This window comes from Telluria sp. GW821-FHT07G12 (assembly GCF_059418525.1).
In genome coordinates this window covers 581,121-593,201 of the sequence record NZ_JBWKQA010000004.1, presented here as the reverse complement: position 1 = coordinate 593,201, position 12,081 = coordinate 581,121, and the positions used below count along the sequence as shown (strand labels likewise).

The window sequence follows — 12,081 nt, the reverse complement described above, 5'->3', positions numbered from 1 at the left end:
GGCGCGGTCGACAGGAGCCTGTCTGGGCTTAGACAGCCAGACGCTTGCGGCCCTTGGCGCGGCGTGCGTTCAGGACTTGACGGCCACCACGGGTAGCCATACGTGCGCGGAAGCCGTGCGTGCGCTTGCGACGGACGACGGAAGGTTGGTAAGTACGTTTCATGGTGGTCTCGCTTAAAGCAAAAAGAATGCAAAAAATTGGAGCCGGCGCCTCGTGAGCCGGCCATACGCCAATGACATTTCGCAGTTGTTAAGCCAGCGTCACGCCTCAGCAAAGCTTGTTCGCCCATGTGCTGAGTGCCTGAGTTGGCAATGCGTGTGGGCGGGGAACCCTGAATTAGACAGCATTTTCGGTCGAGCTGTCAAGAAAGCTGTTGCGCTGCAGCGCCGCCGCGGTAGCAAGTCGCCATGGTTGCCCTTGTGCATCACGCTGTTGAGGTTCGGTGGAAAAAACCCGCTTCGCCTGTGGATAACTTCCGAGAAGACAGTTAAAATAGAGTGTTACGCTTTAACTTGGTCGATGTATGGAAAACTTTTGGCAAGCCTGTTCCACGCAGCTGGAACTCGAGCTGACGCCGCAGCAATATACCGCGTGGATCAAACCACTGGTCGCCCTCGACTATGAGGACGGTAAGCTGCGCATCGCGGCGCCCAACCGCTTCAAGCTCGACTGGGTAAAGTCGCAGTTCGCGAATCGCATCACCGCCCTCGCCTCCGATTTCTGGGAGCGCCCGGTGGAAGTGCAGTTCGTGCTCGACTCGAGGAACCTGCCGAAGAAACCGGACGCGGTAAGCAATCGCCAGCCGACCACCTCGACCGCCGAGATGGCTGCAGGCGCCATGGGCATCAATGCCGCCGCCGACAATACCGTTCCGGCCACGCCTGTCGTCACCCCGGACAACGTGATCGCGAACAACCCGCGCCGCGAACAGAGCCGCGTGAATTCCGAACTCACCTTCGAGAACTTCGTGACCGGTAAGGCCAACCAGCTGGCGCGCGCCGCCGCAATCCAGGTGGCCAACAACCCGGGCGTCTCGTACAACCCGCTGTTCTTCTACGGCGGCGTCGGCCTCGGTAAGACCCACTTGATCCACGCCATCGGCAACCAGGTAATGAAGGACCAGCCGGGCGCGCGCATCCGCTACATCCACGCCGAACAGTACGTGCGCGACGTGGTGACTGCGTATCAGCGCAAGGGTTTCGACGACTTCAAGCATTACTACCACTCGCTGGACATGCTGCTGATCGACGATATTCAATTCTTCGGCGGCAAGAGCCGCACGCAGGAAGAGTTCTTCTATGCCTTCGAAGCCCTGATCGCTGCGAAGAAACAGATCATCATTACCTCGGATACCTATCCGAAAGAGATCACCGGCATGGACGACCGCCTGATCTCGCGCTTCGACTCCGGCCTGACGGTGGCGATCGAGCCACCGGAGCTGGAAATGCGCGTGGCGATCCTGATGAAGAAAGCGGAATCGGAAGGCGTGGTGCTGAACGACGACGTCGCCTTCTTCGTGGCCAAGCACCTGCGCTCCAACGTGCGCGAGCTGGAAGGCGCGCTGCGCAAGATCCTGGCCTATTCCCGCTTCCATGGCAAAGAAATCACCATCGATGTGGTGAAGGAAGCGCTGAAGGATCTGCTGTCGGTGCAGAATCGCCAGATCTCGGTGGAAAACATCCAGAAGACGGTGGCCGACTTCTTCAACATCAAGGTCGCGGACATGTATTCGAAGCGCCGCCCGGCCAACATCGCACGTCCGCGCCAGATCGCGATGTACCTGGCGAAAGAGCTGACGCAGAAGAGTCTGCCGGAAATCGGCGAACTGTTCGGCGGCCGCGACCACACGACGGTGCTGCACGCCGTGCGCAAGATCGCACAGGACCGCCAGAAGAACGCCGAGTGCAATCACGAGCTGCACGTTTTAGAGCAAACGTTGAAAGGCTAAGTTCGCTTAGTGATTTCTGGCAAAATATTGCGCAGACAACATTTTTCACCTTATAAAAAACCTGAGGGATATTTATGCAACTGGTCAAAACCACCCGAGACACGCTTCTCCGGCCACTGCAGATCGTGAGTGGTATTGTCGAGCGTCGGCACACCATGCCGATTCTGGCCAATATCCTCATCCGCAAGAATGGCGAGAGCGTCTCTTTCCTGTCGACCGACACCGAGGTGCAGATCACGACCCTGGCCAATATCGGTTCGGGTCCTGAAGAAACCGGCACCACCGTGGCGGCGCGCAAGCTGCTCGACATCCTGCGCGCCCTGCCGGAATCGGGCGACGTCACCATGACCCTGCTGAACAAGCGCCTGACCGTCCAAAGCGGCAAGTCGCGCTTCGCCCTGCAGACCCTGGCGGCCGAGGAATTCCCGACCGTCTCGGTGGCCGACAGCTACAACGCCTCCGTCACCCTGCCGCAAAAGACGCTGAAGCACCTGTTCAACATGGTGCACTTCGCGATGGCCCAGCAGGACATCCGTTATTACCTGAACGGCCTGCTGCTGGTGCTGGACGGTAACAACGTGATCGCGGTCGCCACCGACGGCCACCGTCTGGCCTTCGCCCAGGTGGAAGCCGAGCAGTCCTTCGAGCGCCAGGAAGTCATCATTCCGCGCAAGACCATCATCGAACTGCAGCGCCTGCTGGAAGAAAGCGACGAGACCGTCCGCCTGGACATCGCCGCCTCGCAGGTGAAACTGACCTTCGCCGACATCGAACTGGTGTCGAAGCTGGTCGAGGGCAAGTTCCCGGATTACACCCGCGTGATTCCGAAGGGCTATAAGAACGACTTCACGATCGGCCGCGACGAACTGCTGCGCTCGCTGCAGCGCGCTGCGATCATGACCAGCGACAAGTTCAAGGGCGTGCGCTGCCTGATCGCCCCGGGTTCGATGAAAATCAGCTCGACCAACGCCGATCAGGAAGAGGCGGTGGAAGAACTCGAAATCGACTACGGCGGCGATGCAATCGACATCGGTTTCAACGTCACCTACCTGCTGGACGTACTGAATAACCTGAAGTGCGACCAGGTGAACATCTCGCTGGGCGATTCGAATTCGTCGGCGCTGATTTCGATTCCGGAAAATGGCGACTTCAAGTACGTCGTCATGCCGATGCGTATTTAAAAAGCGCTGAATCGCCCATATATGGTCTTGTTGGGCGACACCGCGGATCACAAAGTCCGCGGTCTGATTTACCCGTTATTTGAGAAAGCAGTCATGTCCGAGAACACTCAAGAAGTTTTGGAATCCGCGCCGAACAAGGCCGATGAGTACGGCGCCTCGTCGATTCAGATCCTCGAAGGCCTGGAAGCCGTGCGCAAGCGTCCGGGCATGTATATCGGCGACACGTCGGACGGTACCGGCCTGCACCACCTGGTGTTCGAGGTGCTCGACAACTCGATCGACGAAGCCCTGGCCGGCTACTGCACCGAGATCCACGTCACGATCCACTCCGACAACTCGATCTCGATCACCGACAACGGCCGCGGCATCCCGACCGGCGTCAAGATGGACGACAAGCACGAGCCGAAGCGCTCGGCGACCGAGATCGCCCTGACGGAACTGCACGCCGGCGGCAAGTTCAACCAGAACTCGTACAAGGTTTCCGGCGGCCTGCACGGCGTGGGCGTGTCCTGCGTGAATGCACTGTCGAAGCTGCTGCGCGTGACCGTGCGCCAAAAAGGCAAGATTCACCAGCTGGAATTCTCGCGCGGCGTGCCGATGGACCGCATCATCGAAGTCGTTGACGGCGTCGAAGTCTCCCCGATGAAGATCATTGGCGACACCGACAAGCGCGGCACCGAAGTGCACTTCTGGGCCGACGAAGAAATCTTTACGCACGTCGAGTTCCACTACGAGATCCTGAGCAAGCGTATCCGCGAACTCTCCTTCCTGAACAACGGCGTCAACATCAAGCTGAGCGACCAGCGCAACGGCAAGGAAGAAGTGTTCGCCTTCGAAGGCGGCACCCGTGGCTTCGTGGAGTACATCAACAAGGCCAAGGCCGTCCTGCACCCGACCGTGTTCCAGGCAACCGGCGACCGCCAGTCCGACCAGGGCACGAATATCTCGGTGGACGTGTCGATGCAGTGGAACGACTCGTACAACGAGCAGGTGCTGTGCTTCACCAATAACATCCCGCAGCGCGACGGCGGCACCCACCTGACCGGCCTGCGTGCGGCGATGACGCGAGTGATCAACAAGTACATCGACGAGAACGAATTCGCCAAGAAGGCCAAGGTCGAAATCTCGGGCGACGACATGCGCGAAGGCCTGACCTGCGTGCTGTCCGTCAAGGTGCCTGAGCCGAAGTTCTCGTCGCAGACCAAGGACAAGCTCGTGTCGTCGGAAGTGCGCGGCCCGGTCGAAGAGATCGTGGCAAAAACGCTCACCGACTTCCTGAACGAAAAGCCGAACGACGCCAAGATCATCTGCGGCAAGATCGTCGAAGCAGCGCGCGCCCGTGAAGCGGCACGCAAAGCCCGCGACCTGACCCGCCGCAAGGGCGTGATGGACGGCCTGGGCCTGTCCTCGAAGCTGGCCGACTGCCAGGAACGCGACCCGGCGCTGGCCGAGCTGTACATCGTCGAGGGTGACTCCGCAGGCGGTTCCGCCAAGCAGGGCCGCGACCGTAAGTTCCAGGCCATCCTGCCGCTGCGCGGCAAGGTGCTGAACGTGGAAAAGGCGCGCTTCGAGAAGATGCTGTCGTCGGAGCAGATCACCACCCTGATCGCGACCCTCGGCACCTCGATCGGCCCGGACGAGTTCAACGTCGACAAGCTGCGCTACCACCGCATCATCATCATGACCGACGCGGACGTCGACGGCGCCCACATCCGTACCCTGCTGCTGACGCTGTTCTACCGCCAGATGCCGCAGCTGGTCGAGCGCGGCCACATCTACATCGCCCAGCCGCCGCTGTACAAGGTGAAAGCCGGCCGCGACGAGCGCTACCTGAAGGACGACGTCGAGGAAGCCAGCTACATGATGCGCGTGGCCCTGAACACCGCCGCCCTGATCCCGCAGGACGGCGCCGCGCCGATCACTGACGGCGACCTGGGCGACCTGGTCGAGAAGTACAACAAGGCCAACGCCATCATGATGCGCCTGACGCGCGTGATCGATCGCGCAGCCCTGTCCGCCATCATGACCGGCGTGACGCTGGACCTGACGAGCCAGGAAGCCGCCGAGAAATCGGCCCAGGCCCTGGCCGACGCGATCCACGATCCGAGCGTGAAAGTGGGCGTGCGCTCCGACGAACTGTCGGAAAAGCACGCACTGCGCATCGAGCGCATCCACCACGGCAACGTGCAGGTGACCTCGATCGACGCCGACTTCGTGGCCGGCGCCGACTACGCGACCCTGGCCAACTCGGCCGCTACCTTTAAGGGCCTGATGGGCGCCGGCGCCATCATCCGCCGCGGTGAAGGCGACAAGATGAAGGAATTCGCCGTGCGCGACTTCCAGCAGGCCATGGAATGGCTGCGCGAGGAAGCGGAGCGTGGCGTGTCCAAGCAGCGTTATAAGGGTCTGGGTGAGATGAATCCCGAGCAGCTTTGGGAAACCACGATGGATCCGACCGTTCGTCGTTTGCTGAAGGTGCAGATCGAGGATGCGATTGCTGCGGACCAGATCTTTACCACCTTGATGGGTGATGAGGTTGAGCCGCGTAGGAACTTCATTGAGACTAATGCGCTGCAGGCCGGGAATATTGACGTTTAACGTGAAATTTTTATCCGTTAGTCAAAATAAAGCCGGCGTTCAACCGGCTTTATTTTTATTTTTATTCTTCGCTAAGATCTTTCTGCGTAACGCTGCAGCTCATCCGCCGTAATATCAGAAGCACCAACAAGCTGATAATGCTTCTCATCAACAACTTTAACGCATTCATCTTCTACGGCGAGCTCAAACATAGCAATTCGGTTATTGCTCATAAACTGAGCGGACACGGCACGACATATCAACTTTGGAAATTTTTCACTACAACAGACGATGTCTTGTTGAGTTTGAACAACCCCATGCTTATCGTTTCCACCCTTTGCTTGAACAGGCACGACGAATTGAGACCCATGACGATTTATACCTACGTAAATCTCATCAATTTCAATTTGACCAACATCTTTCACTGTTGTTCGAAGATGGTTTTGCAACGAAAAGGCCGTAACGCCTAAAAATATATCTATAAGACGATTGTATCGAACCTTCGCTAACAAAGCCTGCTCATCGGTTAAAGCATAAGCGCCAATAATTTCCGGCGTCGAGTCAGGTATTTTTATAGAAAGCAGATCTTCTCTAGGAATAATTCGACTCAACCGGACTTGCTTAAATCTATATTTAGCCCTTCCGGTCCCCTCAATGATCCACTCCCTCCCGTCATCAGCCGTGGTTAATATACTTTTTGGCAGCTCATTCCGATATCGAAACGAGTAAATTACATCCCCAATATTTTTTGGAAGCGAAATTTTAAGTGACGAAGCGATATCAACAAACTCATCTCGAGTGAATTCAAATTCCGTAATACCGTCGGTATAATGATCAAAAAAAACATGAGATATAATCGCTTGGTAACGATTCGGTTTTTTATTTTCTTCAGCCATAGACGTCAAAAATCATAGAAATTCCTGCTATCAATCGTTGCTTATATTATAAAATTATCCCTATTTTCCAGACTCTAGCGAAAACGACAACAAATCATTTCCCCCTCCCCCCTCCTTTTCTTTTGAAGAGTAGCTGCTGGATCTCCGGGCACGTTGAGCAATAACTGTCCGCGGAACGGAAAAATAAGAAGCTGCTTGTCCCATATTCATCGCTAGCAGAGATTCATCGCCAAGCTCTAATATATCTTTCGGCTTTACAGGCTGCAACCCCAGACCTTCAATTACAGATGAACCAACTGCACGAGCCAGTAAAGGTGGAACACTATTACCAATTTGCCTAAATCCGTGCCATTTTGTAGCATGAAGTCGGAACCAATCGGGATACGAATGTAATCTCGCAGCTTCGCGCACAGTTAACACTCGGGCATAGCTGGGATGTATAGGTCGTGGCGACGTATGGGCACCTCTCGCACTATCTGTACCTGCTCGCAAAGTGTTGCAAACCCCGTTTGGATCCAATTTCAGAAATCGGCTGATCGATTCTGTTTTCCCAGGCAAAGTAGCACGGAATCGCTCCTTCGAAACGTCAGTATGTTGCGTGGTCAAGCTACTACTAAGCACTTGGGGGTCAAATTTTCTCGTGTAGCTGAAATTACCGAGGTCTTCCAGCATTCCCCTCAAACGCAACGCATAAGAAGAATGAGTCTCCCATACTGCCTTTACGGCATCATATTTCTCTAGCTCACTAAACTTATCAGCGTCAGGTAAATCTGAAATTGCATCTCCAACAGTTACACGTACTTCATTTTCCTTAGGATAGACAGGCAGTTTTTGATCATCACGTGCAGCCATTAAAAACAAACGTTCACGCGACTGCGGAACTCCAAAATCAACAGCGTTCAATACCTTGTAGGGCAGCTGGACCTTATATCCGCTTTTCTCGAGTTCTTCTATTAATTCCTTAAGAAATTGCGAATGCTTTCCAAGTGTAAGACCTTTGACATTCTCAAAAACGCAATATTTAGGCTTTAACTCCCTAACCAATCTCACATAGTGAAACACGAGTTGGTTACGACTGTCATCTAACGCGCGTTTACCAATCATTGAAAAACCTTGGCAAGGCGCGCCTCCGAAAACTACATCAATATCACGTTCACCGATATTTGCAATCCCACGAATCGCATTTCCTGAGAGATCTACAACACTCGCGCAAATCGTTTTACAATTAGGGAAATTGTATTCATGAGTTGCGCAATGAATTGGATCAATTTCGACCGCTGCGACCACATCAAAACCGGCCTGCTCGAAACCTAAAGACATCCCGCCCGCCCCTGCGAAAAGATCAATACCTATCGGACGTGCCATCAAAAGCTCCTATAAAAAAGCAAAAACTAACCTAGTATTTTATCGCGTTAGCAAAGAAAAGGTGTTGTCATACAATATATTTCAATTAAATCAATGAAATATATACAATATTTATATTTCCTCGGCGCGCTTAAATGGTGTCAATATGGAAACTATGCTGTACAAACATACAGTATAAGAGCTCTGAAGGGAGGTTGGAAGGGAAACTTGCGTTGTCGCGAACAACGTCAATGGTTGTGCTTTCGCGACAGTATCTTGGTCGGACACGACTCTAGCAGCTCTTGAAGTCGTTGTGACAACATCTCAGGATTCGAAAGCTCGCATTGCCATACTACGGCCGCATCCCACCCTACAGACCGTAGAGCCGCTACGTTACGCTGATCGCGGCTTCTGTTTGCGGATAGTTTAGGCTCCCAGTAGTCAAGACGAGATTTCGGCAGACGTCCTTTGTTACAGCCATGCATGTGCCAGAAGCATCCATGAACAAATAATGCGAGGCGTCGACTGGGAAAGACGATATCTGGTGTTCCTGGCAAGTCTTTGCGATGAAGTCGAAATCGGTACCCGAGTTTATGTAAGAGAGAACGTACAGCTATCTCTGGCCCAGTATCTTTAGTTCCGACCTTTTGCATCAACCGGCTGCGGCGTTCCTTATCAAGACGATCTATCATGTTATGAGCCAAACAGTTAGATATGCCTCAAATTCCTGCATACTTAACCGCAGTTTAGAGGATTGGTCCTCTCTGGCGCACACGTTTGATTGGTCTTGCATTAAGTCAATACAAAATGCGTGCCTGTGCTGGTTACAGCTCGACTCTGCTTAGACGAAAATGAATTGTTATCAAAAGAAAAGTCGATGCAATAGTCTTCTTAAGCTTATGCACAGTATGTTTTTTGGAATATTTTCCAACTAATAAACGGTCTTTTCCTCTGCCACTGGCACCTCTGCGGTTTATCTAATTGCTTCGAATTGATTCAGGATCTGCAGAATCGTCGAGTTTAGCGCGTACCTCTGCTTCAGCTGCACAACCTCCTTGTCTGTACCCATGCAAAGCTTGAGCAGCTTTTCTTTGGCATCAGGAAATGTCGTGCGCATTTGACCGCAGTCCTCCCGACGCGTCAGGAGCCTTTGCACATGCGTGGCAGGTAGTCCTGGGGCAGCACGGAGAACGGCAACAGCAGTAATGCGACGCAGATGAGGAATTGTTTCACGGTGCATGCTCCGTTTAGCTGGCGAAGCAATTATTGAAAGACGAGATGGACCTGACGATATTGAATTGATCGGAGAAACAGTACAAAAAACCACGTCTTCTTTGTTTTATATCAACAGCCGCTCCCTGCTGTGATAGTCTATTTTCATGTTTCCGACAGCCAGCAGCGGCCGCCTTCACGGCCTTTTCATACAAAGCGATCAACGGCGGATGAGCACGGCCTTGCTGGTCGCCGTGCTGCTTCACGCCTTATTGCTCAGCGTTACATTGGGGGGCCAGAGCTTCGGCTTACCCGGCTTCAAACTGCCGTGGAAACAAAGGCGGCTCGGTGCCGATGAGCTCCAGATCATGCTCCGCTCTTTGCCGACGCCGCCGGCCAAGGAAGCCAATCCCGTGCTCGCCCCGGAGGACGTCTCCACGATTGGCAGCATGGCATCGTCCGTGTCGATTTCCCCCGTTGCGACGCCATCGCCCATGCCCAAGCCGGCAGCGGCCACGGCGCCGGCATCTGCCGTCGAGCCAGTCGTGACCGCGGTTAAGCAAGCCGTCGCATCGCTACCGATCGCCCCTGTGGCGCAACGCTCACCGACCCACCTCAACGACACGCCCAGCCAAAGCACGACCCGCGATGTCGACCAGCCCGTGCTCAACCAGGCGACCCATGACCGCGCGACACTGGACCAGGCGGGCGTCGAACGCGAAACGCAGCTCGCAGAAAATCTGAAGCGGGTCGAGTTGATGGCCGCCGCACAACGTGAAGCAACGCGCCAGGAGCTGCTCCGCGCGGAGACCGCCCGAGCCGAGCAAGCCGCAAGGGACGAGGCTGCCCGACTGGCCGCCGCCCGGCAGGAACAGGAAAAAGCCGAGGCCCTTCGGCAGGAAGCTGCACGCAACGAGGCCATCCAGCGAGAACAGGCCAGGCAGGCGCAGTTGGAACTGCAGCGCCAGGAACGCGTCCGCCAGGAGGCAGTGCGGGAAGAACAGGCAAAACAGGCGCAGCTGGAAGCGCAGCGCCAGGAAGCAGTGCGTCAAGAGCAGGCCAGGCAGGCCGACAAGGCACGTCAGGCTGCGGAAAAGCAGGAACAGGAACGCGCCGCCGACGCCGCACGGCAGGAAGCAGCAAAGCAGGAGCAGGCAAAGCGCGAGCTGGCCCTGCGCGAGAAGGCCAGGTATGAGGCCGAACGCGAGGAGCGCCTCAAAGCGATCGGCAGACAGCTGAATCAGGAAGCGGCCCAGCGCGATGCGGCAGCCCGCGCTCCGCTACCCTCGGCAAGCGCCCTGCGCCGCGGCTGGCTCTTCGGCCGCGCCGATCAAAATGCCGATCTGGTTTTGTATGCGGAGACGATCAGCCGGAAGATCGAAAAGAACATGACCTTCGAGATGATCCGCGATGTCATCAAGCAGCCGCACAATCGCCCGACGGTGACGATCGCCGTGCGGTCGGACGGCACCGTTGAAAAAGTGAGCTTCGTGACCTCGAGCGGCGTCGCCGCCATCGATGATGCGATACGAAAAATCATCGCCAGCCAGGCGCCCTATGGCGCATTCCCGCCTGCCTTGGCGCGTCAGTACGATGTGATCGAAATCCGCCGCACCTGGATATTCGACGTCGCCGTCCGCCTGGAATAAAGCATCCGCAAGGATTATCGATATGCCCGCAGCTTGGCGATTGCCCGGCTTTGCATGTGCGCTTGGCCGACCATGAATGGACGAGGCGTCGAAGGGCGCTTCGCACCCGCCAGCGTCCGGCCCAGCGGCGCTTCCACCCAGCGATAAAAAGCGGCGCCGGCAGCCAGGCTGGCAAGCCACGCAACCAGCATCCCGAATGCCTGCTCGTGCGGCTGGTCCGATACGAAGCGGGTAAAGCCGGCATTCACCACCAGGCACACCGGGAAGTGCACGAGAAAGACCGAAAACGACATCGTCGCCATCCGGTTCACCAACGCCCAGCCCTGGCTGCGGACATCGGCCAGCTTGACGCGGCCGAACAGGAACAGCAGGCAGGCGACCACCAGCGCCACCGCGATCCGGCTGCGGAATTCGAGATTCAGCGCCACCAGGGTCGGCAGCACCGTCATCGCCAGCAGCAGCGCCACCTCGCCCGGTTTGCGCGCCGGATCGCCGGCCCACCAGGCCAGCATGCCAAGTCCGTAGCTGCCGAAGAAATACGGCGCCCACACGTCCCAGCCGGCATCGCGATTAAAGTACAACAGGGAGATGCTGACGCCCAGCGCGACCACCGCCGGCACGATCCAGGCGCGGGCGCGCGCCCCAGCGATCCGGCCCACGCCCCACAGCAGCAGGGTCACCAGCGCATACAGCTGGAAATCGATCGCCACATACCAGGCGCCGGCCGACAGGGCTTCATAACCCAGCACGTCATGCATCAGCAGCAGGTGTGCGCTCAGCTGCGACAGCGTGGGCGGCGCCGAGATCGAATCGTGATCCATCCAGTGGCTCGCTACGGCGGAAGCGCCGATCGCCAGCAGCATCGCGGCCATGAAGGGCAGCGCCAGCCGGATATAGCGGCGCCAGATCGTGGCGCCGGGATGGGCGATATCTGGACGCGCTTGCGGAGAAAGAGACTTTGCGGCCAGGAAGCCGCCGACGACGAGGAATACCTGCACCGCGATGCGCCCGTATTCGTCGAGCCAGGCTATCAGCGCCGGCATCAGCGGCCGCGCCTGGTCTGCCATCGGTCCATAGAAGGCCAGATGATGCAGGACGATCAGCTGCGCGGCGCCCGCCTTGAGCAGATTAATCAGGCCAAATTGTGTGCTTCCCTTATTTACCGACATCAGCAATATCCTCAACAATGCATTGCCCGACTCTCATCGAGCAACGCACTGCCGTCGATATTGCCGAACGCGCGCATCATAACGGACGCTCAGCCTTTATGCCC

At 56.4% G+C, this 12,081-nt stretch carries 9 protein-coding genes; 4 read left to right on the top strand and 5 right to left on the bottom strand.

Annotation, left to right across the window (positions count from 1 at the left end; translation table 11 throughout):
- Positions 1–28: 28 nt before the first annotated feature.
- Positions 29–163: a 50S ribosomal protein L34 gene (rpmH, locus tag AC07PE_RS18475; RefSeq protein ID WP_040378179.1), complete on the bottom strand. Its 135-nt coding sequence runs from the start codon at positions 161–163 to the stop codon at positions 29–31.
- Positions 164–524: 361 nt separating this feature from the next.
- Between rpmH and dnaA the strand changes: the two genes are divergently transcribed.
- The 3 genes from dnaA (at position 525) to gyrB (ending at position 5,728) form a co-directional block, all read left to right on the top strand.
- Positions 525–1,949, top strand: coding sequence for a chromosomal replication initiator protein DnaA (gene dnaA / locus AC07PE_RS18470; protein ID WP_498767068.1), 1,425 nt, complete (start codon positions 525–527; stop codon positions 1,947–1,949).
- Between the two features lie 74 nt (positions 1,950–2,023).
- Complete coding sequence (dnaN, locus tag AC07PE_RS18465; protein ID WP_498767066.1) at positions 2,024–3,130, top strand: DNA polymerase III subunit beta; 1,107 nt, start codon at positions 2,024–2,026, stop codon at positions 3,128–3,130.
- Positions 3,131–3,223: 93 nt separating this feature from the next.
- Complete coding sequence (gene gyrB / locus AC07PE_RS18460) at positions 3,224–5,728, top strand: DNA topoisomerase (ATP-hydrolyzing) subunit B (protein WP_498767064.1); 2,505 nt, start codon at positions 3,224–3,226, stop codon at positions 5,726–5,728.
- A gap of 71 nt (positions 5,729–5,799) precedes the next feature.
- Here gyrB and AC07PE_RS18455 read toward each other — a convergent pair whose 3' ends face one another.
- The 3 genes from AC07PE_RS18455 to AC07PE_RS18445 form a co-directional block, all read right to left on the bottom strand.
- Entirely contained in the window at positions 5,800–6,603 is an 804-nt protein-coding gene (locus AC07PE_RS18455; protein ID WP_498767062.1) for a hypothetical protein, read from the bottom strand.
- Between the two features lie 60 nt (positions 6,604–6,663).
- Positions 6,664–7,968, bottom strand: a complete 1,305-nt coding sequence (locus AC07PE_RS18450; protein WP_498767060.1) for a DNA cytosine methyltransferase — start codon at positions 7,966–7,968, stop codon at positions 6,664–6,666.
- A 227-nt stretch (positions 7,969–8,195) separates the two neighbouring features.
- Positions 8,196–8,600: a very short patch repair endonuclease gene (locus tag AC07PE_RS18445; RefSeq protein ID WP_498767142.1), complete on the bottom strand. Its 405-nt coding sequence runs from the start codon at positions 8,598–8,600 to the stop codon at positions 8,196–8,198.
- Positions 8,601–9,389: 789 nt separating this feature from the next.
- Here AC07PE_RS18445 and AC07PE_RS18440 point away from each other — a divergent pair.
- Complete coding sequence (locus AC07PE_RS18440; RefSeq protein WP_498767058.1) at positions 9,390–10,808, top strand: TonB C-terminal domain-containing protein; 1,419 nt, start codon at positions 9,390–9,392, stop codon at positions 10,806–10,808.
- Between the two features lie 14 nt (positions 10,809–10,822).
- Here AC07PE_RS18440 and AC07PE_RS18435 read toward each other — a convergent pair whose 3' ends face one another.
- A complete protein-coding gene (locus AC07PE_RS18435) occupies positions 10,823–11,977 on the bottom strand; it encodes an acyltransferase family protein (RefSeq protein WP_498767056.1) in 1,155 nt (384 codons plus the stop codon).
- Positions 11,978–12,081: the final 104 nt, after the last annotated feature.

What these genes read in the sequence shown, in the direction of transcription:
- rpmH (WP_040378179.1), bottom strand. Translation starts at nt 163, where the DNA reads ATGAAACGTACTTACCAACCTTCCGTCGTCCGTCGCAAGCGCACGCAC.
- dnaA (WP_498767068.1), top strand. Translation starts at nt 525, where the DNA reads ATGGAAAACTTTTGGCAAGCCTGTTCCACGCAGCTGGAACTCGAGCTG.
- dnaN (WP_498767066.1), top strand. Translation starts at nt 2,024, where the DNA reads ATGCAACTGGTCAAAACCACCCGAGACACGCTTCTCCGGCCACTGCAG.
- gyrB (WP_498767064.1), top strand. Translation starts at nt 3,224, where the DNA reads ATGTCCGAGAACACTCAAGAAGTTTTGGAATCCGCGCCGAACAAGGCC.
- AC07PE_RS18455 (WP_498767062.1), bottom strand. Translation starts at nt 6,603, where the DNA reads ATGGCTGAAGAAAATAAAAAACCGAATCGTTACCAAGCGATTATATCT.
- AC07PE_RS18450 (WP_498767060.1), bottom strand. Translation starts at nt 7,968, where the DNA reads ATGGCACGTCCGATAGGTATTGATCTTTTCGCAGGGGCGGGCGGGATG.
- AC07PE_RS18445 (WP_498767142.1), bottom strand. Translation starts at nt 8,600, where the DNA reads ATGCAAAAGGTCGGAACTAAAGATACTGGGCCAGAGATAGCTGTACGT.
- AC07PE_RS18440 (WP_498767058.1), top strand. Translation starts at nt 9,390, where the DNA reads ATGAGCACGGCCTTGCTGGTCGCCGTGCTGCTTCACGCCTTATTGCTC.
- AC07PE_RS18435 (WP_498767056.1), bottom strand. Translation starts at nt 11,977, where the DNA reads ATGTCGGTAAATAAGGGAAGCACACAATTTGGCCTGATTAATCTGCTC.